The sequence below is a fragment of the Bacillus tuaregi genome (genome assembly GCF_900104575.1).
In the GTDB taxonomy this organism is placed as follows: Bacteria; Bacillota; Bacilli; order Bacillales; family Cytobacillaceae; genus Bacillus_BD; species Bacillus_BD tuaregi.
The window spans coordinates 3,678,447-3,705,073 of the sequence record NZ_LT629731.1 but is presented as its reverse complement, the minus strand read 5'-3'; the positions used below and the strand labels follow the sequence as shown (position 1 = coordinate 3,705,073).

Here is a 26,627-nt window from a genome sequence, read left to right as displayed (position 1 = left end):
CAATGCGTTAAAGCAGTGGGGGACAGTCCCCCATCGCTTTAACGCGCCGGGGGACTGTCCCCCGTTACGGTGATGTGTTAAAATGTTACAAAAATTTAAGGTAAATGACATTCTTTGCACCTGGATGTTTGGTAGAATACAAGGATAGGGTATGATGTGATTGACAGAGTAATCTTTACATATAGTTAATGAGTGAATTTTACTTGGGGGGCGAGAAAAAAGTGACAACAGAAAAACAGTTGATAGAAAAAATGTATTATGAAACCTTTCTGAAGGGTGATCCGAACCTGGCTCCAATCCAAGTTCTCGGAGAAGCATATATGGAAGAGCAGAAGAAGGATATTCCAGATTTATCAGCCATCCGATTTGCTCAAGGAGAAATATATTTTCATCATAAGGATTACGAAGCAGCGATTTTTAAATGGGAGAATATCCAAAATGAATGGGAGCCATGGGCGAAGAAAAATATGGCTGATGCCTATTTTGAATTGGGACTCTTGCCAACTGCAGAAGAAATCTACAAAGCGATTGATACAGAGGATCGAATATTGCAGACTGAAGTCGCTCTACAATTATTCTCTTTATATATAAAACAGAAAAATTCCGATTCTGCTAGCCTGGTAATCAAGGAAACGGTTGCGCAAAATCCGGATTATGAAAATGTCACAGTGCTGGCGCGCTCCTTTTTTGAAGAACACCAGGACTGGGCAAGCGCCATTGACCTTGCTTGGGATGAAGCAATCAGGCTTGAATCACTGGAATGGTATGATGTGATGATTGGCTATGCACAAAAAGGGGTCACGCAAATGAAGGAGCCGGTCTTCTTCGAAGAGGGCCTGTATATTTTAGCAACAGTGAACAGCGAACGTTTTGAAAAACTGGCGTCTGCACTATGGAATAATTTTAAAAAAAGTGAAGCCCACCTATCCTGGGTGGTTGTCATGGACCGTGTCATATCAAGAATAACTCCGGAAAACATCGGTTCCTGGAGCATACTTTCAAGTTTATACGAGGAGTCTTATTTGCGTTTAATTAATGGGACGCACTTAATTCGAGAAGTCGGAGCCACAATACCTAACCTATTAACAAACTGGATGAAGATATGTGTGTCAGGTCATGCATTGAAGGCAGCTACAGCAGTGATTTCCTGGAATGAAATGTTTCCTAGAACGCTAGAGCCTCCGATTGTCTATGAGGCAGAAAATCAACTGTTGGAGCTGGAAAAGCAAACGAGTGGCTATGAGGAAGCAGTCAGGCTGTCAAATGAAGTATTACATTGGGCGACAAAGCAGGATTTGCATGTCACTAAATCGTTGACATGGATTATGAATGCCATCAAGAATCAAGAATCGTATAAGCTTCTAGTAGTTGGGACAGATGAAAGTGGAAAATCTACTGTCATTAATTCAATGGTTGGTTATGATATTCTTCCTGAAGATAACAAAGCGTTGGTGCTGCTAGATTATCATGAGGTGCCTGGAATCAAAGAAATTGCTGACTCTGAAATTATTGAGGTAGAACAAATTGAAGAGCAGCCATCATTTCGTTATCAGCGCTCTTATCATGCAAAGCTGAAGAGTCCTTTCATGCAGAAGCATGAGATTGCCCTCATGGACACACCTAGTATCAACGATAGTGATGAAGTCCTCTCCTGTTTACATGCAGCCGATGGTGTGTTGTTTGTCTTGAATGCAAATAATCCTTTTACAGAAAGAGAGCAGGAGACACTTAAGCAATTAAGAGAGGAAATGCCAAATATAGACATACACTTCCTTTTAAATAAAATGGATGCAGTCTATGATGAACGTGATAAGACAATCGTTGAGACAAAGACAAGAGTGAAAAGCAGTATGCCAAATGCCGGTGTATTTGCCTTTTCTCCACATTATGATGACAACAGCCAAGCAAGTGATTTTGGAAAATTCTTTGCTACCCATTATAAGCAAAAAAGTCTAATTGCTGGACGGACAACGAACCTGCTTTATTTTGTCAGAAGACTCATCATGTATTTATTGAATAAACGAATTGAAAAAGAAAATTCCCTCGTTGACTCAATCAAGTGGAATGAAGAAATGGTGTCAAAATTAAATGGCGCCATCCATCAAATCGGCGACAAAGAGCTAGAAAAGGTACGGGTAATATCAAAGGGCTATCAGTCCATTAAGGATAAAATGAAAACAGAGTTAGTCGAAAAAATCCCACAAATTTTAAGAGGCAGCTCAGAGTATATTAAGGAAAATAGTGATTTCGGGAAATTACATCTAGAGTTAAACGAAGAGATGAATAAGCGTGTCGAGCATTACTTAGTCGAAAATGCTCTGCCTACCTATTACCAATATATCCAAAGCTGGATTCAGGACAGTACGGCAGAGTTTAATGAAGTTCAGTTATCGATGAATGAGATGTGCGAAAGCTTCAATGCTTTGTATGATGAGGAAAAGCTGCAGCTTGACTGTGATTTTAAGGTGCTCGATGATTGGAATCGTGATGCGGATCGTTTAACAACCGGGATTCACTGGGAAAAAATGAATATTCTTCTCCGATTCACCCCATCTCAGTTTTTATTAAAGAGTGCGGGGAAATTGCTTGGCAGTCTATCGCAAAATAAATCTATGCTATACAACAAGTATAAACAATATGTGGAAACTGAGGATTATCATGAAGCAGCCACTTTAATTGCAAATAAATTTCTACAGCCGTTTGAACTGTTTGAAAGGTCTATTGAACGTGATATCAAAATGTTCTTCCGGAATCCATTGGCAGTCTTAAATCAAACCGTTGAGGAATCTCGAATAGAAATTGCTGTTAATAAAGAAGCGTTAAGCAAGATGCGGGAAAATCCTGAATGGTATCAGGATCCACTAACCTTCTTTGAGCTCAAGCTTCGACAAAATGAGTGGCTGGACCAAAAAGAAAGTAAAATACCTGTTTAATAAAGTTTATTTAAAAAAGAGTCTCAAAATATGAGATTCTTTTTGCTTTACACGAATAGACATTACTAACACAGTGATTCTTTTATGAACGTTCAGGACAATGCCGAAAATTCGTTAGGGGGATTTTCCGTGGAGATTGGCTATATAAATGGTAATTACATTGGATTGAATGAAAAGGCTGTCCCTATTGAGGAGAGAGGACAACAATTTGGGGATGGCATTTATGAAGTTATTCGTGTATACAATGGTAAAGCCTTTATGTTACAGGAGCACTTGGAAAGACTAATAAAAAGCGGAAATGCCATTAAACTCCCAATTAAACAGAAAATCGAGGACTTTCGAAGCTTAATTAACGAAGCCATCGTTCAATCAGGGTTAACAGACAGCTGTGTCTACTTACAAATAACGCGGGGAATATCAGCAAGAAATCACCTTTTTCCAGACGTACCTATTTCTATTTCGATGACTGTCAAACCGATTATTCCTTTGGCAAAATCGATTCGTGAGAACGGAGCATCAGCTATTTTCCATGACGATGAACGCTGGGCTAATTGTTATATCAAATCATTAAACTTACTACCAAATGTTTTAGCAAGACAAACCGCCTATGAGCAGAATTGCGTTGAAGCGATATTGGTTCGGGACGGAATGGTAACAGAGGGAACAAGCTCCAATGTTTTTATTGTGAAACAAGGTAAGGTGTATACAGCACCACTATCAAGGTATATTCTTGCTGGTATAACTCGAGTGGCTGTTAAGAATATATGTGAAGCAGAGAGTATTTCATTCATAGAACAGTCTTTTTCAAAAGAGGTGCTCACAAAGGCCGATGAAGTATTTATTACCAATACAACCTCAGAAATTGTCCCCATCGTTGAAGTGGAAGGGCATATGATAGGCACTGGACGTCCGGGAGAAGTATCAAGGAAGCTTTATAATAAACTGCAGCAACTTGTTGCAGACTTAAAGGAGTAAAGATGAATATTATTGACCTTCATTGTGATGCATTAATGAAGCTAAGGGATGCTAGAGGGACATTATCCTTCGCTGACGGTGCTAATTTAAATACAAATAAGGAAAAGTTAAAAAAAGGAAATGTTAAGGTGCAATGCTTTGCCATCTTTATTGAGCCGGAAATGCCATCAGACCAGCAATTTCAAGCTGCGCTTGAACAAATTGACTATTTCTATCGTGATGTATTGGCAAAGAATCCAGATATGAAGCAGATAACAAAATGGTCTGATTTTGACCGGCTACTGGACAATGAAATCGGTGCGATGTTGACCCTTGAGGGAGTAGAGGCGATTGGAAATGACCTCTCAAAGCTTCATATCCTCTATCAGCTTGGTGTTCGTTCTGTAGGTTTAACGTGGAATCATGCCAATCTAGCTGCTGACGGTGCGTTAGAGCCTAGAGGTGGAGGCTTGACTGCATTTGGGAAGGAGATTGTCAGATGGAATAATGAGCATCGTGTATTAACCGATGTCTCCCATTTATGTGAGCAATCCTTTTGGGATGTGATGCAGCTAGCGGAATATCCGATTGCTAGCCACTCAAATTCCCGCAAGCTTTGTAATCATCCCCGTAATTTAACTGATGAGCAGGCAAGAGCGATGTTTAAAAGCGGAGGTATGATACATGTAGTATATTATCCTGATTTTATTAGAGAAGAGGGGGCCCCGGCAACAATTGACGATATCATTGCTCACATTGATCACTTTTGCTCCTTAGGAGGAAGAAAACAGATTGGACTTGGCTCTGATTTCGATGGAATATCTACTTTCGTTCATCATTTAGAAGACGCATCTAAGCATCCAAACTTAATTGAGAAGCTTTTACGATACTTTAAGGAAGAGGATGTAAAAGGATTTGCCTATCAAAATTTTCTTGATCACAGGCCGCAGGATTTGTAGTTTTATAACGAATACTGACTGGATTTTTATAAGGAATTTCTTTTAATAAAGGAAAAAATGTCGAATGTCTCTAATAGGAGTACAAATGTATTTGTGGGGAAGATAAAACTATTGCAATTTTTTTAAAAAGGGTGGATAATAGGGAAATAAATTTGACTGAAAATTATAATATGGGAGATGACGAAATGAAGGTAGTAAAATTTGGTGGAAGCTCATTAGCATCAGGGACTCAGGTTGAAAAAGTGTTTAATATCGTTTTGTCTGATCCTGAACGAAAAATTGTTGTCGTATCAGCACCCGGTAAACGGTATAGTGATGATATTAAAGTGACAGATCAATTAATTTCATTAGGTGAAGCCTGTTTAGCAGGTAAAGCGGTTGATGAGGAATTAAAGGCCGTTTTAAAAAGATATGCACTCATTGCAGAGGAATTGGAAATCTCTACCGCCATCATTGACGAAATTGAACAAAGCCTTTTAGCGCTCATGAATCAGGATAAAAAGAATCCAGAGCTATTCATAGAAGCCATGAAAGCAAGCGGAGAAGACAATAATGCCAAGTTGATTGCTGCCTATTTTCAATCAAAAGGGGTAGAAGCCTATTATGTCAGTCCAAAAGAAGCAGGACTTTATGTAACAAACGAACCGGGCAATGCTCAAGTTCTACCAGAATCCTATGATAATTTATATCGTTTACGTGAGCGGTCAGGAACTCTCATTGTGCCTGGATTCTTTGGCTATAGTAAAGAAGGAGATGTCTTAACGTTTTCACGTAGCGGCTCTGACATCACTGGTTCGATTTTAGCTAATGGTGCGAAAGCAGACCTTTATGAAAACTTTACGGATGTGGATGCTGTTTATACGGTGAATCCTTCCATTGTCCAAAATCCAAAGGAAATTCGTGAATTAACATATCGTGAAATGCGAGAGCTCTCCTATGCAGGATTTTCTGTCTTCCATGACGAAGCCTTAATCCCGGCCTTCCGTGCAGGTATTCCTGTACAGGTGAAAAATACCAATAATCCTTCCGCACCTGGGACAAAAATTGTGAATAAGCGTGCAAATACAAATGGACCTGTGATTGGAATCGCAAGTGATGATGGCTTCTGTTCCATCTACGTTGGAAAATATCTAATGAACAGAGAAATCGGCTTCGGTCGCAAGCTTCTTCAAATTCTTGAGGAATTTAACTTGAGCTATGAGCATGTTCCGTCAGGTATTGATGATATTACGGTCATTCTTCGTGAGGACCAAATGGACGAAGTGACAGAAAAGGAAGTCATCAAGCGAATCCAAATTGAGCTTCATGCAGATGAGGTAGAGATTGAGCACCATTTAGCATTAATTATGGTTGTTGGAGAAGGCATGCGTCATAACGTTGGTACGACATCCAGAGCTGCAAAGGCACTTGCTGATGCAGGTATTAATATTGATATGATTAACCAAGGATCTTCTGAGGTAAGTATGATGTTCGGCGTGAAGGCTCACGACGAGAAAAGAGCGGTACAGGCATTATACAATGAGTTTTTTGCTTCAGTACTAGCCTAAATAGTGATAGGTAAAATGGTGTCAGGCATCGCAAAAAGACAAATACTGTTCTTTGTCCATCTGCGGTTCCTGACACCGTTGTTTTATCCAAAAAAGCCGATGAGATGTAATGAGGCATCCCACCGGCTTTAGTAGTTGTATTATGTTACATTGAAACCTTGATGGTTATTACACGCCCTTATAGGCTTTACGATAAATTTCAGCCAGCTCAGTTACAAGCGGAAGCTTAGGGTTAGCTGTTGTACATTGGTCTTCGAAGGCGCGGTCTGATAATAGATCAAGCTTACTCTCGAATTCCTTCTTGTCAATGCCCTGTGATTCAATGCTCATAGGAACATTCATGCTCTTAGCTAGGTTAATGATTGCTTGTACAAGACTTTCTACACCTTCTTCTGTTGTGCGAGCAGGAAGACCTAGGAATCTTGCAATTTCAGCATAGCGCTGGTCAGCGATAAAGTGCTCGTATTTAGGGAATGCAGCCAGCTTAGTTGGTCTTGTTGCATTGTAACGGATAACATGAGGCATTAAAATGGCATTTGCGCGTCCGTGAGGAACATGGAACTCAGCTCCAAGCTTATGCGCTAATGAGTGGTTAATGCCAAGGAATGCGTTCGTGAATGCCATACCTGCAATCGCAGATGCGTTATGCATTTTTTCACGTGATTCTTCGTCACTTGGATTTGCATAGGCTTTTGGCAGATATTCAAATACTAACTGAATCGCTTTCATAGCAAGACCATCTGTGAAATCATTGGACATAACGGATACATATGCTTCAATCGCATGTGTTAGTACGTCCATTCCAGTATCTGCTGTCACGCCTTTTGGCAATGTCATAACGAATTGTGGATCAATGATAGCTACATCTGGTGTTAACTCATAGTCTGCTAATGGGTATTTCATATTATTAGCTTTATCAGAAATAACCGCAAAAGATGTCATTTCTGAACCAGTGCCGGAAGTAGTTGGAATCGCAACCATTTTAGCCTTTTTACCAAGGTGTGGGTACTTAACAATACGTTTTCTGATATCCAAGAATTTTTGCTTTAAGCCAAAGAAGTCTGTTTCAGGGTGCTCATAGAACAGCCACATGCCTTTAGCAGCGTCCATTGCAGAGCCTCCGCCTAATGCGATGATAACATCCGGCTCAAAGTTTCTCATCATTTCTGTACCCTTCATGACGGTCTCAATCGAAGGATCTGGCTCAACCTCAGAGAAGATTCGATAGTGAACATTATTTGGATGCTGCTCTAAATAATGAATGACCTTATCTACATAACCAAACTGAACCATGGCAGGGTCAGTGATGATGGCAACCTTTTGAATGCCTTCCATAACGGCTAAATATTGGATGGAGTTTTTATAGAAATAAATCTTTGGTGGAACCTTAAACCATTGCATATTCTTGTTTCTCCTTGCCATGCGCTTGACGTTAATTAAATGTGTAGTCGTTACGTTAGCTGAAACAGAGTTACCTCCAAAGGATCCACATCCAAGGGTTAATGAAGGTACTAATGCATTATAAAGGTCACCGATTGCCCCCTGTGAAGATGGTTGGTTAACCACCAGACGTCCGGCCTTCATTCTTTTTCCAAATTCATTAATCACATCTTGATTATTAGAGTGAATAACGGCTGTGTGTCCAAGTCCGCCGAAATTAAGCATTTCCTCTGCACGTGTTAAACCTTCTTCAGTTGAGTTTGCTTTAATACAAGCTAAGACAGGGCTTAATTTTTCACGTGAAAGCGGGTGGTCTGGTCCAACACCTGTTAATTCTGCAATTAAGGCTCTAGTGTTGTCTGCAACCTTCACTCCAGCCATTTTAGCGATATCAACAGCAGATTGTCCTACAATAAATGGATTTACAGCACATGTATTTTCATTAATAACTAATTTCTCAACCTTTGCTTTTTCGTCAGCCGTTAAGAAATGACAGTTATGAATAAGTAATTCTTGTTTTACCTGATCATATATTTCTTTATCAACAATGATGCCTTGCTCTGACGCGCAGATCATTCCGTTGTCAAAAGTTTTCGATAGAACGACGTCATTGACAGCACGTTTAATATTAGCTGTTTTCTCAATGTAAGCAGGAACGTTTCCGGGGCCTACGCCAAGTGCAGGCTTGCCAGAGCTATAAGCGGATTTAACCATTCCGCCTCCGCCTGTTGCAAGAATTAAAGCAACCCCTGGATGATGCATTAACTGAGTTGTTGCATCTAAAGATGGGCTTTCAATCCATTGGATACAGTTTTCAGGTGCTCCTGCTTTAACTGCTGCATCTCTTAAAATTCGAGCAGACTCACTAGAGCACTTTTGTGCAGATGGATGGAACGCGAAAATAATCGGGTTACGTGCTTTAATTGAGATTAATGCTTTAAACATGGTTGTAGAAGTTGGATTTGTAACAGGAGTCATGGCACAAATAACACCAACAGGCTCTGCAATTTCTACAACACCTGCTTGATCGTCCTCGTTGATTACTCCCACTGTTTTATAATGCTTAATTGTATTCCATATGTACTCAGTACCAAAAATATTTTTAATAATCTTATCTTCATACACACCACGTTTTGTTTCCTCAACTGCAAGCTTAGCTAATGGCATGTGGGCATCAATACCTGCAAGTGCCATTTCGTGCACGATGGTGTCAATTTGCTCTTGGTTGAAACCTTTAAACTGTTTTAAAGCTTCTTGGGCGTTTGATACTAATGTGTCAATCATTTTGTTAACTGCTTTTTCTTTTGTTAACTCTTTTTCTTTGATAGCCATGACAAAACCCCCTAATTAATGGATGCTTTTCTGAAGATTTCTATTCTTTGGTACAGTCCTAATTATAAATGAAATCGCTTACAAAATCTCATGGATAAATAATGAATAATAAAGAGGAAAAAGTAACATATATCACAGTATCAATAGTTTGATAGAAATTCATAGAAAAGAGGAACTAATTTAGGAGCATTCCACATTAGTCCCTCAATGTTATTATCTATGAACTTAGCTTACTCTAACCGATGGGTTCATGGCCTTCATTTGTCTGCGGATAGAGGTTAATAAAATGAATCCACATATTATCAATAGTACACTTGTCGTGATAAAGACGGACGAAAATCCAAAATAGCCTGAAATAATTCCACCTATAGCAGGTCCAATCATATTCCCAAGGAATTGCAAACTTGTATTATAACCAAGTACTTCACCCTGCATAGCAATGGGGGCTTCTCGGCGAATATAGGCAACCCTTAATGGAATCAGACCGCCCATTGCAGCTCCAAGCACAAAACGAATAATCAGAAGCTGCCAATATTCAGTAATAAAGGCTCCAGGCAAATAAATGAGACCAGTCACAAATAAAAGAATAACCAACAGTTTGAGATGTCCAAATTGGTCGCCAATACTTCCCCATTTTCGTGCCATCAATAAATTTCCTAGTCCGGTTAAGGAAAAAGCCAAACCAGAGAAAAAGGCTAAGTTAGCGGCACCATGTAATTCATTGACAAATAAGGAGAGAATCGGCTGAATACTAAAATTTGCGACCTGAATTAGAGTGGATAAAAGCAAAACGGTAATCATAACTGGATTATGAATAATATGGCTTAAGACTTCCTTGCTTGAATAACTCTTCTTTTCATCGGACTTTGCTTTTAATTTAAATTCCTTTGTTGTCAATACCAGAATGACAGAAATAATAATACTGAAGGAGGTTGTTTGAAAGGTTGCTGCAAAGCCGATAGAATCTGCAAGCACTCCCCCCAGTAGTGGTCCCATTAAGCTCCCTGTAATGTTACCAGTTTGTAAGGTACCAAGCACCTTCCCAGCTTTTTCTTTAGGTGTTTGTGTTGAAATATAAGCCTGTGACATGGGGATAAAACCGGTGAAAATACCGGTAAAAAATCTCAGGATAAATAATTCCCAAACGGATGAAACGAAACCCATTAGAAAAAGGGAGGCTGCTAGTCCCAAGCCAGAGAAAATAAGGATTTTCTTGCGACCGTATTGATCCCCAATTCTTCCCCAAATGGGTGCAAAGATAAATGCCGTGACAAATGTAACAGCAAATGTCCATCCTGCCCAATGCTGTACATAGGTTGAAGAGTGATCTCCAAAGGTTTCAATTAATAATGAAAGAAAAGGGAGTACCATCGTCATACTTGCACCAACAAAAAAGTTTGCAAACCACATAATCCTCAGATTACGGATAGCTTGCTTTTCCTCTAGCATTCTATAAACACTTCTTTCCTCGAATATTTCGTAAAGCTAAATATATATTTAATATGATAGTTCATTTAGTAGAAAAAATGAAGGAATTAACATTCCCGTAGGATAAAATGTTTTAATAATATTCAGAAAACGTGTATCATCAAAATAAATATTATTGCTACGGTTCAAAGAATGTAAAGTAGTATCATTTTTAGGAGGCTTATCATGGCAAGTGTTTTATCATTTTTAAAGCCCTATCGTATTCCGGCAGCTGCCGCTTTATTTTTAATGCTGATTGAACTGACTGTAGAGCTGCTACAGCCCTTTTTAATGGCAAAGGTTATAGATGAAGGAATATTAAAGGGGGAGCTTTCTGTTGTATTAGTTTGGGGAGGTATCATGATTGGGATTTCGCTTCTTTCCTTTACAGCAGGGGTTACAAACTCCTTTTTTGCGTCTCATGTCAGCCAAAGCTATGGATATGATATTCGTAGCGAATTGTACGAAAAGATTCAGCGGTTTTCATTTTCTAATTTGAATCAATTCGCGACCTCTTCTCTTATAACTCGATTAACAAATGATGTGACACAGCTTCAGCATACCGTTTTTATGGGGCTACGAATCATGATGAGGGCACCATTACTGATAATGGGAGCGATGATTATGGCGTTTGTTGTCAATGCAAGGCTAGCTCTCATTCTCATTCTAACTGTTCCATTTGTGTTTTTGTTTCTTGTCTTTATATTACATAAAGGAAGAAAACAGTTTGCTGAAGTTCAGAAGAAGCTTGATAAAGTAAATGGGGTAATGCGAGAGAATTTAACAGCAATGAGATTAATTAAAGCATTTATTCGCCATAAACATGAATCCAAACGTTTTAATCAGCAAAGCTCACAATTGATGGAGAAAACATCCAAGGCTTTAAGATTTATGGAAACAATTATGCCTGTTCTTTTATTTGTCATGAACGTTAGTATTTTGGGGCTGTTATGGTTTGGCAGGGCTGAAATAAACCAAGGCGGAGCCAAAATCGGAGAGGTTGTAGCTGTTATCAATTATGCCTTAAGGATTACCTCATCGTTATCGGTTCTATCCTTTATCATAACTGCTTTTTCTCGTTTTAGGGCATCGGCAGACAGGGTTTCAGAGGTATTAAATGAACGACATGATCAAAACGATGAAAGCCGGATAGAAGGGCTTGACCTACTGAAAGGAAAAATTGAATTTCGCTCTGTTTCATTTCGTTACGATAAAGCTGTACCGGTCATTGAAAATCTCTCCTTTGTGGTAAAGCCAAAGCAAACCGTTGCAGTTTTGGGAGCGACAGGCTCTGGAAAAACCTCATTATTCCAGCTGATTCCGAGGCTATATGATGCTGATGAAGGGGAGGTGCTAATTGATGACAGAAATATATCTGAATATAGCATGAAGCAGCTCCGGATGCAGATTGGCTATGTCCCTCAGGAATCTCTGCTTTTTACGGGAACGATTAAGGAAAATTTATTATGGGGAAAAAAAGATGCTAGCATGGAAGAAATGGTATTAGCTGCGAAAAATGCCCAAATTCATGAGACCATAAGTCAACTGCCTGACAAGTATGAGACAATGCTTGGACAAAAAGGTGTCAATCTATCCGGAGGTCAAAAGCAGCGTCTTTCCATTGCCAGAGCTCTTATCAGAAAACCGAGAATATTATTGCTTGATGATAGTACAAGTGCATTAGACCTTCAAACGGAAAGGAAGCTGTTAGAGGCTATTGAATCATATGATTGTACGACTTTAATTGTTACGCAAAAAATTAGTACAGCTCTTAATGCTGATATGGTATTACTGCTTGAGGATGGCAGGCTGCTTGCAAAGGGAAGCCATGAATCCTTATTAGCATCATCTCCTCTATATCAAAATATTTATCAAACACAATTAGAGGAAGGGAGGTTAAAGGATGTTCAAGGAGCTCAGTAAACCATTTCAGTATAAAAAAATAGAATTGAATTTGGAGAAAAGAAAAAAGACAAGAAAAAGAACGGCTTCTATAAATGACTGGCAGGGTACATTGAAGAAGTTATGGGACTATCTTATCGTCCATAAGAGTCTATTACTGCTCGTTATCTTTATGGTCATACTTAGTTCATCTCTTGGCCTCTTCGGTCCTTTTCTATTAGGAAGGGCAATCGACGAATATATTGTTTCAAGCAGTCTGGCTGGACTTCTTACCGTAATAGCCTTTCTCTTGTTTATTTACGCCATGCATTCCCTTTCTCTATGGCTGCAAAATTATTGGATGATTGGGATAGCGCAAAAAACAGTCTTGACTATGAGAACAGAGCTTTTTATGCACTTACATAAGCTGCCGATTTCTTTTTTCGATAGTAAGAAGCATGGAGAATTAATGAGCAGGGTTACCAATGATCTTGAAAATGTTAGTTCTACGTTGAACAGCTCTTTTATCCAAATTCTATCAAGTATCCTAACATTGACAGGTACCATTCTTGTCATGCTTTTTCTAAGTCCAATGTTAACAATGGTGACATTGATTATAGTGCCATTAATGTATATCGGAATGAAGTGGATTACGAACCGTACCGGCAGGCTGTTCAAGGAGCAACAACGACATCTTGGTGAATTAAACGGTTTTATTGAAGAATCGATTTCCGGACAGAAAATTGTCAAAGCCTTCTCACAGGAGCAACGTGTACTGGAGGATTTTGCTGAAAAAAGTGAACAGCTAAAGTCTACAGGCTACTGGTCACAGGCCTATTCAGGATTCATTCCAAAGCTGATGAACGTCTTAAATAATCTTAGCTTTGCAGTGGTTGCAGCAGTCGGGGGAGTTCTGGCGATAAGAGGGGATGTCACGATTGGGACGATAGTGATTTTTACCGAATATGCAAGACAATTCACTAGGCCTCTAAATGACCTGGCCAATCAGTTTAATACCTTATTATCCGCCGTAGCGGGTGCAGAACGTGTGTTTGAAATTCTCGAGCAAGAAGTGGAGTCAGTTGATGAAGGGAAGGCAGTATCCCTTACGAATGTCCAGGGAGAAATTGAATTTTGTAACGTAACTTTTTCCTATAAAGAGGGAAGTCAAACGATTCGAAATGTGACCTTTACGGCTTCAAAGGGTGAAACAATTGCTCTAGTTGGTCCTACCGGAGCGGGAAAATCAACGATAATTAATTTACTCTCGCGTTTTTACGACGCAGAGAGCGGCAATATTTTGATTGATGGTCATGAGATTAAAAGTGTGACAAGGGAAAGTCTGCGAAGATCAATGGCGTTTGTACTTCAGGACTCCTATCTATTTGAAGGGACTATACGGGAAAATATTCGCTTTGGCCGCCTGAATGCAACTGACGAAGAGGTTATTGAAGCAGCACAGGCCGCCAATGCCCACTCCTTTATCATGAAGCTTCCGAACCAATATGATACTATTTTGAAGCAGGATGGAGGAGGAATCAGTCAAGGTCAGAAACAGCTTTTATCGATTGCTAGAGCAGTGCTAGCCGATCCCGTTATATTGATTCTAGATGAAGCGACAAGTAGCATTGATACTGTCACAGAATGGCGGATTCAAGAAGCTATGGGACGCCTCATGAGGGGAAGGACAAGTTTTGTTGTGGCTCATCGACTTAATACCATCAGAAGGGCTGATCAAATCCTTGTTTTATCAGAAGGAGAAATCTTGGAGCGTGGCTCACATGAGGAACTACTGGAAAGAAAAGGATTTTACTATAGACTGCATGGTCAAGGTTAATTATTAAGGAAAAAGGAGGCCTTATTATCAGTCTTCCTTTTTCCTTTTGACTGACTGGTCATATTATTATATACTGAAATGGAAGACGTTCATAAGGGATGGAGAGTAATTTGAAAACGATTGATCAAATTATAGAGGTATTAAGACAGCTTGGTGTTAATGCTGAAAAAGTATACAGGAAACCAAAGGAGACCTATCAACCTTGATGATACCAACAGAAGAAATGGGATTACTGAAGAAGAAAATATTTGAAGCTGAGAATCTGCAATCCAATCTGACTGAATGGAAAGAACAGCTTTTTGTTTACAAGTTTGCCCTTGATGAAATCAATACGAAGCTAAATATACTAAATGAAGAATATCAGCATATTCATAACCATAATCCGATTGAGCATATGAAATCTAGAATTAAAAGTCCGGCAAGTATTGTCAAGAAGCTAAAGCGAAAGGGATTGGACATTACAATTGGTCATGCACTTGAGCATATTCATGATATTGCGGGTGTCCGAATTACCTGTTCTTTTATTTCCGATATTTATACTCTATTCGAGGCGATTAGCAGACAGGATGATATCGAAGTCATACGAGTCAAGGATTATATAAAACAGCCAAAAGCCAATGGTTATAAAAGCCTCCATTTAATCGTTGAAATACCTGTCTTTCTATCTAATCATGTGAAAAAGGTGAAAGTAGAAATTCAGATTCGAACCATTGCCATGGATTTTTGGGCTAGTTTAGAACATAAGATTTACTATAAATTTGATAAAGAAATACCTGATGAGCTGCGACAGGAATTAAAAATGGCAGCAGAGGCGGCACATGATTTAGATGAAAAAATGAAAAGAATTCGTGATGAAGTTGATCTTATAAACTAGTAGACTTGGAAACAAATCAAGTCTTTGACGTAAAAACGAGTGATTTATTACTCGTTTTTTTATATTGTTTAAAAATTTTATAATATATTAATTGACTGAATATAACTTGTGTTATATATTTATTTTAAATGATTTAAACTGTTATATAACAATAATATTAATTATTGCATATATTTATTGTTATTAATAGAAAGTTTAAATATAATTGTAGTAGATTTAAAATTCAGAAAATTAAATAAAAGGGTGGTGATTCATCAATTAAGTCGTTAGATTGTTTTTCCATACTTAGAATAACAGCTTTGACTACACAGATAGTTGAATAAAAATGAGAGGTTGGTGGAAAGAATGACAGAGTTTTTAACCAAGTTGAGTGATATTGTTTGGGGTCCTCCGACGCTTATTCTAATTGTTGGAACAGGGCTGTTTCTTACCTTCCGTCTAGGGTTTTATCAGTTCAGTAGTTTGCCTTATGCACTAAAGCTGGCTTTTACTAAAAAACAAGATCGTACCTCTGAAGGGGATATTTCTCATTTTCAATCCTTGATGACTGCATTGGCTGCTACGATTGGTACCGGAAATATAGCCGGGGTTGCGACCGCTGTAGTTCTTGGAGGACCGGGAGCGGTTTTCTGGATGTGGGTGACAGCACTTGTAGGAATGGCGACCAAATACTCTGAGGCCATTCTTGCAGTGAAATATCGTGTCGTAGGAAAGAATGGTCAAATGGCCGGCGGACCGATGTATTTTATTGAAAAAGGACTGGGTTGGAAGTGGTTGGCCGTACTATTTGCTCTGTTTGGTTCCATTGCTGCCTTTGGAATTGGAAGCTCTGTACAATCAAACTCTGTCGCTGCGGCTGTAGAGTCTAGCTTTGGATTAAATCCTTGGATTACTGGAATTATTTTAACGATATTCACTGCCCTTGTTATACTAGGGGGAATTAAAAGTATTGGTAAAGTAACCTCATTTTTTGTTCCAATCATGGCCGTATTATATGTTGCTGGTGGACTAGTTATCATCTTATTAAATGTCAATTTGTTGCCTTCTGCTTTGGGACTTATTTTTACAGATGCGTTTACAGGACAGGCGGTTGCCGGGGGGGCTATTGGAGCGGTTATTCGCTGGGGGGTAGCACGTGGTGTATTCTCCAATGAAGCAGGTATGGGTTCAGCGCCGATTGCGGCAGCGGCTGCAAAAACGGACCATCCGGGTCGTCAAGCGCTTATCTCGATGACAGGTACATTTCTAGATACGATTGTTGTATGTTCCATTACTGGAATCACCTTGGTTATGGGTGGGTTATATATTGGTAACGGTGATTTAACCGGAGCTGCCTTAACAACAGAGTCTTTTGCTGCCTTGCTTCCTGGCGGAGGTTGGATTGTTACAATTGGTATTATCTTTTTTGCTTATTCTACTGTTTTAGGTTGGGCCTATTATGGTGAGAAATGCTTTGAGTATTTATTTGGTGATCAATCTATTACAGCCTACCGAGTTGTGTATATATTATCAGTTTTAGTCGGTGCAGGCATGAATTTAGGTTTAGTCTGGACAATTGCAGATATCTTTAATGCCTTAATGGCGATTCCAAACTTAATTGGACTCGTTGCATTATCGGGTGTGGTGGTCGCTCAAACGAAGGAATTCAGAAGGATTAGGGCAGAGGAAATTGCTCAGCAAAATGAATCAAAGGGAGCTTCCGTATAAAGGAAAGCACCGGCTTGTAAAAAGCTGGTGCTTTCTTTGGTTTTAGATAACTGCCTGTTCCTCTCTTCTTGACAGACTTCTTTCAGCTTCTGTTACGTTTTCCTCTGCAGGTACCTGGAATTCATTTTCCATCTTTGAAACAACAACAGTGGCAACGCCGTTACCAATTAGATTAGTGATCGCTCTGGCTTCAGACATGAAACGGTCAACACCTAACAATAGGGCGATTCCTTCTACTGGAATCATTGGGAAAGCAGCTAGAGTGGCGGCAAGTGTGATAAAGCCTGAACCAGTTACCCCTGCAGCACCCTTTGAGGTTAACATGAGGATTCCTAATAAAGTAATTTCCTGCCATATTGTAAGGTCGACTCCGTAAGCCTGTGCGATAAAGATAGCCGCCATTGACAGATAAATGGCCGTCCCGTCCAAATTAAAAGAATATCCTGTTGGAACTACTAGGCCGACAACTGATTTTGAACAACCGTACTTTTCTAAACGCTCCATCATCTTTGGAAGTGCTGACTCAGATGATGAGGTTCCTAATACAAGTAGAATTTCCTCTTTAATATAGGCAATAAATTTAAAAATATTAAATTTATAAAACTTAGCTACTGCACCTAAAATGAAGACAACAAACAGAAACATCGTAATATAAACGGAACCCATCAGTTTTCCGAGTGAAACAAGTGACCCAAGACCAAAGTTACCGATGGTGTAAGCCATGGCACCAAAAGCAGCGATTGGAGAAAATTTCATGATGATGTTGACAATACCGAAGAAGACTTCAGAGATTTTTTCAAAAAACGAAACAACCGGTGCTGCTTTTTCGCCCATCGCAGCCATTGAAATTCCAAATAATATGGCAAAGAATAATATTGGAAGCAGTTCGCCACCGGCTAAGGCTGCAACTGCATTTTCTGGGATGATGCTCATAATAAAGGACATAAATCCATGTTCAGATTCAGCAGCTTGTGAAGTGTATTGCGAGACATCGCCGCCCGCTACTGCACTGATGTTAAAGCCTTTTCCTGGTTGAAGCAAACTAACAACTAAAAGCCCAATGGCAAGAGCAAATGTACTAATCACTTCAAAGTAGAGCAGGGCTTTTCCGCCAATTCTTCCTACTTTTTTAAGATCGCCCATGCTTCCTATTCCAATGACCACTGTGAAGAAAATAATAGGTGCAATCACCATTTTAATTAATTTAATGAAAATATCAGCAAGCACTTTCAGCTTGGCTCCAAACTCAGGGAAAATAAAACCAATAGCTATCCCTAATAAAATCCCAATCACTACCCGAACTGTTAAATTGTTCAACAGCTTTTTCAAATGCATATCCCCCTTTTATTTATTATTCCCTTTGTTTTCTACTATCCTTATTTGTGAACGTTTTGTAACTGTTTTCTATATTATCAGACTATTGTATCAACCTAATATTATGGTAATATTGTTCTTTTTGTTCTTTTTGGTCTTAAGTTGTTATGCAACAGGGGAGAGTATCGTATTTTCAATTATTTTTCGAGGTGTATTTTTAGGAACGGGAAATGAAAGCGGTTTATTCTATTTGTGTTATATAACAAAAAACAGTTCGCTTGCGAACCGTTTAAAGTAATAAAATTCTAATAGGTTGATTTTCTAATCTGATTTAGTAGTTCCTGTGACATATATCTCTCAACCTCTTGATAAAGAGGTTGAAACTTAGTCATCCACCGTGCTTTGGAATCATTTGATAGTTCATATATGGAGATATCAGCTTGTTCCTTCATTTTCTCTAATTGAGCTTCGTTCATTTTTTTCGATTCTTCCATATTCCATAATGTGGTTTCATGCATCGCCTCTATAATCTGTTTTTGGATAACCGCAGGGATACTGTTCCAAAATTCACTATTAATAATAACACTATAACCTAGGTAACCATGGTTGCTTAACGTTAAATGAGGCTGGAATTGATAAAGTCCCTTTGAATAGATATTCGAGATGGTATTTTCCTGACCGTCAAATTGATGGTTTTCAAGTGAACTGTATACATCTGTAAAGGAAGCTGTAACTGGCTTTGCTCCAAGTAATTGGAATTGTCTTTTTAGTATATCGCCAGACATAACCCGGAAGGTTAGATTTTTGAAATCTACGGGTTCACGTAAGGGGTGTACGCTGCTTGTCATTTGTTTAAAGCCGTTACTCCAGAAAGCTAATCCCTTCATATTATTGTTATCAAGAAACTGAAGCAGCTCTTTGCCTGTTTCTCCTGTAAAAACAGCCTTTGCATGGTCATAATCACGAAATAGGAAAGGAAGGTCCAGTATCCTCCACTCTGGTACGACCTCTGTCATATTACTATAGCTTGGTGCAATCATCTGTATTTCCCCAGCGTTTAGTGCCTTGAGTTCCTCAGTATCTGAATAAAGAATTCCATTTGGATAGACCTCGACTTTTACCCGGCCGCCTGTTTTTTCGTAGACAAGTTCAGCGAACTTTTGCGCAGCCAGCCCCTTTGGGGTATTTTCGGCTACAACATGACTAAACACAATGTGGATTTGCTCTTTTAATCCATGCTGCTCTTCATCAACGGTCATTTTTTCCTGAGGGAAGATGGTTTCTGTATCAACTAGTATAAAGACAATTAATCCAAGGATTGTAAGCAAACTGGCTATGATAAAGTGCTTCATCGTTTATTCCCTCTTTTAAACAATTTAATTGAAGCTCTGTAAATAGAGACAATCAGTAATCTAATCATATCATTTTTCTTTCTGTAGTGACTTGGTTGCATGATATTATAAATATAGAATGCTATTAACTGAAAGGGTTACCTTATGAAGCTTCGTTCATCCATTCAATGGAAAATGACTAGTCTAATAATTTATATTGTATGGTTTTCATTAGTTCTTTTAGGGGTTATCCTGATAGGACAGTTTCTACGGGAGCAGGAATATGAGGTAAAAGAACGTTCATTACTGACAGCAAGAACCGTTGCAGAACTGCCAAATATGATTGATCATTTGGGAGAGCAGCCTGATGCGGATTCAAATATTTCCAGAATAATTGAGAGACTCAGGATTATTAATAATGCCGATTATATTGTCATTTTGAATATGGAGCGCATCCGCCTAACACACCCGAATGCTGAGCTTATCGGAACGCCTTCCACTAGTGCAGATGAAGGTCCTTCCTTTACAGAGCACAGCTACACCTCTAAAGCGAAGGGAGAAATCGGCACTGTAATTAGGGCGTTTGTGCCCATAATGAACAACGCTCATCAGCAAATCGGTGTCGTGATCGTCGGGTACAAGTTGCCTGGAATTCTTGCCATGCTTTCTTCATTAAAGATGCAGTTATTTCTAACAGCAGGTATTACGTTAGCATTTAGTGCATGGGGTGCTTGGATTTTAGCAAGACATATCAAAAGGCAGATGTTTAAGCTTGAGCCTGAGGAGATAGCCCGTATTCTCGTGGAAAGGACCGAGTCCTTTAATGCGATGCAGGAAGGTATAATTGCAATTGACAATAATCAAGTCATCACCATTTTTAATGAAAAGGCCAAGAAAATGCTGGGTGTGGAAGGTGAGGTCATTGGCAGGGAAGTGACTTCTGTTTTACCTGATTCCTATCTTCCAGAAATCTTAGAGATTAATAAGCCTGTCTATAATAAGGATTTACATATCCGAAATCTTGCTATTGTCAGTAATCGCATACCGATTAAGGTAAATGGGAACACAGTTGGGGCTATAGCTGTTTTTCAAGACCGCACCGAGGTGAAAAAACTCGCTGAAGAGTTAACCGGCGTAAAGGCTTTCGTAGGCGCACTGCGGGCCCAAAATCATGAGCATATGAATAAGCTTCATACGATAGCGGGTTTAATCCAGCTTGGAAAAAATGATAAAGCGTTAGAGTATGTATTTGAGGCAACAGAAGAACAAGGAGAGCTTACCCGATTTCTCAGCAGTAAAATCGGAGATGATAGTCTGGTAGGCTTGTTGATTGGAAAGGTCAGTCGTGGGAGAGAACTTGGGATTCATGTGGAAATTGATCGTCATAGTATCCTAACAAGGTTTCCGAAGCTGATGGACCAGCATGATTTTGTTCTTATTCTTGGTAATTTGATTGAAAATGCCTTTGATTCTTTTAAAAACAGTCCGGAAGACAGTAAACAAATTTATGTCAGTATCCAGGAAAATGATAAGCTGTTAAATATATTGGTAGAGGATAACGGCTGCGGCATTGAAAAGGACAAGCTACCGCTAATTTTTAAAGAAGGATATACGTCAAAAATCTCCACGACAGGCCGGGGTATTGGTCTTTATTTAATAAAACAAATCGTTGAAAAGGGGAACGGCGTAATCCATGTCGAATCAAGGTTAGATGAAGGAACGACTTTTTCGATAACATTTGAAATGGGTGATGGAGAATGATTAAAGTCGTCTTAATAGAGGATGATCTCATGGTACAGGAAGTGAATCGGCAGTTTGTCGATCAAGTGAACGGCTTTCAGGTAATTGGCACAGCCAATAATGGAGCGCAGGGACTAGAAATGATAAGAGAATTAAAGCCCGACCTTGCCTTGGTGGATGTGTACATGCCTGATTTAGATGGATTGGAGACCCTGACTAAAATAAGAACAGAAGCCCATAAGGTTGATATTATTGCGGTTACAGCGGCAAGTGATAGGGAAACCGTTCGCTCCTTTATTCAAAATGGAGCATATGATTATATTGTAAAGCCATTTAAGTTTGAGAGAATCAAAAAATCACTTGAAAACTATCGGGCGTTTCGAATACAGCTCTTAGAAAAGGAAAATGTTTCACAAGCGGAATTAGATGTGATCTTTTTGAAGCTAGAGACTGCCAAATCGGGTGGTCATGAGGACAATGAAACACTGCCAAAGGGATTAAATCAATTGACATTGGATAAGATTACGGAATATTTATCCAGCTGCTCCCAACTGCTATCAGCAGAAGAGGTTGCGGAAGGAGTAGGGCTGGCAAGAGTGACTGTCAGAAGATATTTAGATTTCCTCGAGAAATGTGGGAAAGTAGAGCTGGATATCTATTATGGCGGGATTGGCCGTCCAATCAATAAATACCTATATAAAGGTCGGAGTTCTAGCAGATTAAACTAGATTTACAGTACTGTAAAAAAATATACAAATATTTAGAATCTCTTAATTTGTCCTTACTATTCTCTTAACAATTATCTATTACCATTTTATTAAAGAAAGAGTAATAAATCATTGAAAAGAGGGTACTAACGTGACAGAAATTAACCGTCGTAAATTTTTAACATATGTAGGGACAGGGGCAGCGGCCTTAACGGTAGCATCAACTGGTCTAGGTGGGCTAGCACCAAAAGTAGAGGCAAAAGGCAGGGATGCTGCAAACAATCTCTTTGGATTCAATAAAAAAGTATCTGGTTTAACCTTCAAACCAATTGAACCGTCTGATGCAGATGATGTTATTCTCCCAAAGGGATATAAATATGAAGTAGTGGCTGCTTACGGAGACGTCATCAATAAAAATGATGATACATTTGGCTTTAACAGTGATTTCACTCAATATTTTCCAATCAATGGATCGAATAACCATGGCTTACTTTGGGTAAATCATGAATATTCAAGTGATATCTTTGTTCAAGGTAAACCGGACTCAAATGGTAAATACTCAGCAAAGCAAATTGAACAGATGCTTTATGTTCAAGGTGGATCGATCATCGAGGTGAAGGGTGATAGAAAAGGCGGCTGGAAAATGGTTTCAGATTCAACCATTGCCCGTCGAGTATCTGGTTTGACTCCTTTTACTTTAACAGGACCAGCATCAAGTTTAGCTAAGGAAGTAAAAGGTACATTTGCCAACTGTTCTGGCGGTAAAACGCTATGGAATACAGTCCTTTCAGCTGAAGAAAACTATGAAGATACATGCGAAGCGGCTAACCTTGATGAAAGGCATTATGGCTGGATTGTTGAAGTCGATCCGTTCGATCCCGATTTCCAAGTCCGTAAGCATACGGCATTAGGACGCTTCCACCATGAAAATGCGGCAATGGGTCTAACAAATGATGGCCGCATTGCCGTATACATGGGTGACGATGTTAAAGATGCATGTGTTTATAAGTATATTAGTCATGGTAAGTATGAGAAATCAGCTGGAAGAGAGAATTCTAAACTGCTTGAAGTTGGAACCCTATATGTTGCTAATATGAAAAAAGGACAATGGGTAGCCATGACTCTTGAAAATGTAAGGGAAGCAATTAAAGGAAATGCAGAGCTTGAGGCTAAATATCATACACAAGCGGATGTTTTAGTATATGCGGATGAAGCATCTAAAATAATTGGAGGAACACCAACAGACCGTCCAGAGGACGTTGAGATTTCTCCGTTTGATCAAACCATCTTTATTGCTCATACAAATAACGATAAACATGGGAATTTCCATGGACATATTACAAGATTTATTGAAGACAATAATAATCTTGGCTCATTAACCTTCGATTTTGAAATTTTTGCAGCTGGTGGAAAGCAAAGCGGCTTCAGTGCACCAGATAACCTAACCTTTGACAGCCAAGCAAACCTTTGGACGGTAACAGATATTTCTTCAAGCAGCTTAAATAAAGGGATCCATAAGCACTTCAAAAATAACGGCTTGTTTGTCATCCCAACTGTAGCTTATAAGAACGTGAAAGAGGAAGAAGTGGGTGAAGCCTATCAATTTGCTTCAGGTCCTGTAGATGCGGAAATGACCGGACCATGCTTTACTCCTGATGAAACGACCTTATTTCTAGCGATCCAACATCCGGGTGAAGGGACAAAGGATGCTAATAATCCAACTAGTATGTGGCCGCACCGAAAAGGTGACACAATGCCAAGACCAGGTGTAATTGCGATTACTGGATTTTAAGAAACGCTGTAATCCTTACTTTAAGAGGACTCGTTATATAGACGGGCCTCTTTTTTATCTATATATAAAGGTTTTGTATAGCTATCTAATAATTTAGAGAAAATACTGATATTAGACTTTGTGTCCACATCATCATGTGATACAATTCACAAACAATACTTGGTTATGAAACCGCATTCAAATTTCAATGAAACCTTGATAAACTAAAGTCAGTAAGGAGGGATGCACTGATGTACTTGGATGAAAGGAGTAACCTGCTACTAAAAGAAGTTCTTGGTAACCCTGAAATATCAAATGGGCAATTAGAAGAAAAATTTCAGCTATCAAGAAGACAAATTAATTATAGTTTCCAAAAAATCAATGATTGGCTAGAGGCTAATAACTATCCAATTATCAAGCGAACGAATACAGGGAAAATGATTATTAATCCAACAATTCTTGATTTATTTCAGGATAGTATGGATTCTACATTAAGAAAAAAAAGCTATATTCCTTCTGAAAAGGAACGTGCAACCTACATCTTATTAATGTTGCTAGGCAGTGCAGAGGAATTATCATTAGTTCATTTTACAAGTGCACTTGATGTAAGTAAGAATACCATTCTCAGAGATTTAAAATATGCGCAATCAATCATTCGAGAGTATCACTTGGAAATTATTTATTCTAGATTATACGGATATGACATCTCAGGAAGCGAGTGGCATAAAAGAAAACTATTAGTCGATTTATTACAAGAGACTTTCAGTACCTATAACAGTGAATGGTATCTCCAAAAATTATTAGAAATTTCTTCGGAAGAGGTTGAAAAACTTAGAGTTCTAAATGAAAAAGTAGAATCACGCCTGAATCTAAAGTTCAGTGATGAAAGAATTAAGCTGTTGAAATACATGATAGCTATTTTATTTAGACGGATTACAAGAGGTAAATTGATTGACGACTTTTATCATATTGATTATGAAGCATTGTCGGATACGAAGGAATTTGAGGCTGTTGAAGTATTAGTGGAGGAACTAGGTGAAATACCAAAAGCAGAACGGCTTTTTATCACCTTGCAGTTGCTTACTTCAAATGTATTGTCAAAGCAATTTTTAACAAACAGAGAATTACCGCAGTTTAGGCAGGCATTAAAGGAAAGTCTCGAGGAATTCGAGAGAAAAGCTATTGTGCAATTGAAGGATAAGGAAGCTTTTCTGGATAAATTAATGCTGCATATGAAACCGGCATACTACCGGATTAAATATCATCTGACAACAAATTATTCCATGCTTGAAAAGGTTAGTGAAGAGTTTGAAGCCATTCACTATATCGTGAAAGACTCAATGAAACCGGTAGAAGATTATATTAAATGTGACATACCGGAAATTGAAATGGCTTTCATTACTATTATGATTGGTGGACATTTAATTAATAGCGGTGAAACCATTCATATTAAAAAGAAAGCAGTGGTTGTTTGCCCGAATGGTGTATCTATTTCAAAGCTAATGGAAAATACACTGCGAGATTTATTTCCTGAATTCTACTTTTATGATGCATTTTCAATCCGAGAGTATCAGCAGCAAAAGCTAGAAACAGATATTGTGTTTTCACCGGTGCCGATTCAGACGGATAAAAAGCTATATATTGTCAGTGGATTAATGACTGAATTTGAAAAACTACAGCTGCGTCAAAGGGTTATGAGGGAAATATTCGGACTTAACACTAATGTCATTAATGTGGAGCAATTAATCACAGTGATTGAGAAAAATGCCAAAATTAAAGATAAACAGGCATTAGCAAAAGACCTGCAAGAGTTTTTTACTTGTAAACGTACTGGAGAGCATGAGCAAAAGACAAGCTATTCATTGTCAGATTTCATTAATCAAGAAACGATGATTACTATTGACCATGTTGAGAGCTGGCAGCAGGCTATTGAAATTAGCTCAAAGCCTCTTTTAGACAGCGGAGTAATCACAGAAGGTTATGTGGATGTCATGAAAGGTTTATATCCAACCGCTTTACCACATATTGTTCTCGGTAGAAATATTGCGATTCCACATGCAAGTCCTGAGGACGGGGTCAATAAAGTTGGGATGAGCCTGCTGAAAATTCAGGATGGATTAACACTTGAAGATGGAAAGAAATTTCATTTTGTTGTGGTGATTGCTGCTGTGGATAAGAACCAGCATTTAAATGCATTGTTGCAACTAATGAAATTGGCAAGCTCTGACGAGGCTGTTAACAGCATGGTTACCATGAATGGTGAAGAGATATATGAAATGATAAAAACGTATTCGAAATAAAGCTGAATAGAAGAATGGAGAGGATCCCCTTGGCCCTTGAACAATTTATAAAAGATGAACTGATAAAGCTTCAGTTATCATGTTCTAACCAGGATAACTTCTTTGAAGTTATGTTTAACGAAGCAAAAAAATATGGGTATGTGGATGATATGTTCTTAACCAAGATTAAAGAACGTGAAGCTATTTTTCCAACAGGTTTAAAGATTGGTGACTATAGTGTAGCAATCCCACACACCGATCCAGAATTTGTAAAGGAACAATTCATTGCTGTAGCTACCTTAGAAAATCCAATCAGCTTTCATTTAATGGATGATGCTAGTCAGGTTACAGATGTAAAGGTCGTGATGATGCTCGGTTTAAATCAGCCTCATAGCCAGATTGAAACCCTACAGCAGCTAATCGCGATTATTCAAGAGCAAAGTAATGTCGAAGCTCTGTTAGCAGCAAAGAGCAGTGAAGAGGTTCGAGCTATTTTGAAATAGCTTCAATTGATATATGATTTTCTATCATAACGGTAATTTCATTCATAAGAA

17 protein-coding genes are annotated in these 26,627 nt (G+C 38.8%); 13 read left to right on the top strand and 4 right to left on the bottom strand.

Annotated elements, in window-relative coordinates:
* Positions 1-221 precede the first annotated feature (221 nt).
* From BQ5321_RS20225 to BQ5321_RS20210, 4 genes are all read left to right on the top strand, one after another.
* Positions 222-2,933: a dynamin family protein gene (locus tag BQ5321_RS20225; protein WP_071396193.1), complete on the top strand. Its 2,712-nt coding sequence runs from the start codon at positions 222-224 to the stop codon at positions 2,931-2,933.
* Between the two features lie 129 nt (positions 2,934-3,062).
* Positions 3,063-3,908 carry a D-amino-acid transaminase gene (gene dat / locus BQ5321_RS20220; RefSeq protein ID WP_071396192.1) on the top strand — a complete coding sequence of 282 codons (846 nt, stop codon included), beginning with the start codon at positions 3,063-3,065 and terminating at the stop codon, positions 3,906-3,908.
* A gap of 2 nt (positions 3,909-3,910) precedes the next feature.
* Positions 3,911-4,846 carry a dipeptidase gene (locus tag BQ5321_RS20215; protein ID WP_071396191.1) on the top strand — a complete coding sequence of 312 codons (936 nt, stop codon included), beginning with the start codon at positions 3,911-3,913 and terminating at the stop codon, positions 4,844-4,846.
* A gap of 185 nt (positions 4,847-5,031) precedes the next feature.
* Positions 5,032-6,393: an aspartate kinase gene (locus tag BQ5321_RS20210; protein WP_071396190.1), complete on the top strand. Its 1,362-nt coding sequence runs from the start codon at positions 5,032-5,034 to the stop codon at positions 6,391-6,393.
* 168 nt (positions 6,394-6,561) lie between these two features.
* Here the strand turns inward: BQ5321_RS20210 and adhE are convergent, their stop codons facing one another.
* Together adhE and BQ5321_RS20200 are read right to left on the bottom strand one after the other, a co-directional pair.
* A complete protein-coding gene (gene adhE, locus BQ5321_RS20205) occupies positions 6,562-9,165 on the bottom strand; it encodes a bifunctional acetaldehyde-CoA/alcohol dehydrogenase (protein ID WP_071396189.1) in 2,604 nt (867 codons plus the stop codon).
* 225 nt (positions 9,166-9,390) lie between these two features.
* On the bottom strand, positions 9,391-10,614 hold the full coding sequence (locus BQ5321_RS20200; RefSeq protein WP_071396188.1) for an MFS transporter: 1,224 nt from the start codon (positions 10,612-10,614) through the stop codon (positions 9,391-9,393).
* 204 nt (positions 10,615-10,818) lie between these two features.
* Here BQ5321_RS20200 and BQ5321_RS20195 point away from each other — a divergent pair, with 204 nt between their 5' ends.
* From BQ5321_RS20195 to BQ5321_RS20180, 4 genes are all read left to right on the top strand, one after another.
* Positions 10,819-12,555: an ABC transporter ATP-binding protein gene (locus BQ5321_RS20195; RefSeq protein ID WP_071396187.1), complete on the top strand. Its 1,737-nt coding sequence runs from the start codon at positions 10,819-10,821 to the stop codon at positions 12,553-12,555.
* On the top strand, positions 12,536-14,350 hold the full coding sequence (locus BQ5321_RS20190; RefSeq protein ID WP_071396186.1) for an ABC transporter ATP-binding protein: 1,815 nt from the start codon (positions 12,536-12,538) through the stop codon (positions 14,348-14,350). The genes BQ5321_RS20195 and BQ5321_RS20190 overlap by 20 nt, the downstream gene beginning before the upstream one ends.
* Positions 14,351-14,555: 205 nt before the next feature.
* A complete protein-coding gene (locus BQ5321_RS20185) occupies positions 14,556-15,224 on the top strand; it encodes a GTP pyrophosphokinase (RefSeq protein ID WP_071396997.1) in 669 nt (222 codons plus the stop codon).
* A gap of 345 nt (positions 15,225-15,569) precedes the next feature.
* Positions 15,570-16,931, top strand: coding sequence for an alanine/glycine:cation symporter family protein (locus BQ5321_RS20180; protein ID WP_071396185.1), 1,362 nt, complete (start codon positions 15,570-15,572; stop codon positions 16,929-16,931).
* Positions 16,932-16,973: 42 nt separating this feature from the next.
* Here the strand turns inward: BQ5321_RS20180 and BQ5321_RS20175 are convergent, their stop codons facing one another.
* Together BQ5321_RS20175 and BQ5321_RS20170 are read right to left on the bottom strand one after the other, a co-directional pair.
* Positions 16,974-18,260 carry a dicarboxylate/amino acid:cation symporter gene (locus BQ5321_RS20175; RefSeq protein WP_234978433.1) on the bottom strand — a complete coding sequence of 429 codons (1,287 nt, stop codon included), beginning with the start codon at positions 18,258-18,260 and terminating at the stop codon, positions 16,974-16,976.
* A gap of 290 nt (positions 18,261-18,550) precedes the next feature.
* Positions 18,551-19,597 (bottom strand): DctP family TRAP transporter solute-binding subunit, encoded by a 1,047-nt coding sequence (locus BQ5321_RS20170; protein WP_071396183.1) that lies wholly within the window; start codon positions 19,595-19,597, stop codon positions 18,551-18,553.
* Positions 19,598-19,741: 144 nt separating this feature from the next.
* Here BQ5321_RS20170 and BQ5321_RS20165 point away from each other — a divergent pair, with 144 nt between their 5' ends.
* The 5 genes from BQ5321_RS20165 (at position 19,742) to BQ5321_RS20145 (ending at position 26,576) form a co-directional block, all read left to right on the top strand.
* Positions 19,742-21,337: an ATP-binding protein gene (locus BQ5321_RS20165; protein WP_071396182.1), complete on the top strand. Its 1,596-nt coding sequence runs from the start codon at positions 19,742-19,744 to the stop codon at positions 21,335-21,337.
* A complete protein-coding gene (locus BQ5321_RS20160) occupies positions 21,334-22,044 on the top strand; it encodes a response regulator transcription factor (RefSeq protein WP_071396181.1) in 711 nt (236 codons plus the stop codon). The genes BQ5321_RS20165 and BQ5321_RS20160 overlap by 4 nt, the downstream gene beginning before the upstream one ends.
* Before the next feature lie 130 nt (positions 22,045-22,174).
* Entirely contained in the window at positions 22,175-23,815 is a 1,641-nt protein-coding gene (locus BQ5321_RS20155) for a PhoX family protein (RefSeq protein WP_084786869.1), read from the top strand.
* A gap of 230 nt (positions 23,816-24,045) precedes the next feature.
* Positions 24,046-26,094 (top strand): BglG family transcription antiterminator, encoded by a 2,049-nt coding sequence (locus BQ5321_RS20150; RefSeq protein WP_071396180.1) that lies wholly within the window; start codon positions 24,046-24,048, stop codon positions 26,092-26,094.
* Between the two features lie 29 nt (positions 26,095-26,123).
* Positions 26,124-26,576, top strand: coding sequence for a PTS sugar transporter subunit IIA (locus BQ5321_RS20145; protein ID WP_071396179.1), 453 nt, complete (start codon positions 26,124-26,126; stop codon positions 26,574-26,576).
* Positions 26,577-26,627: the final 51 nt, after the last annotated feature.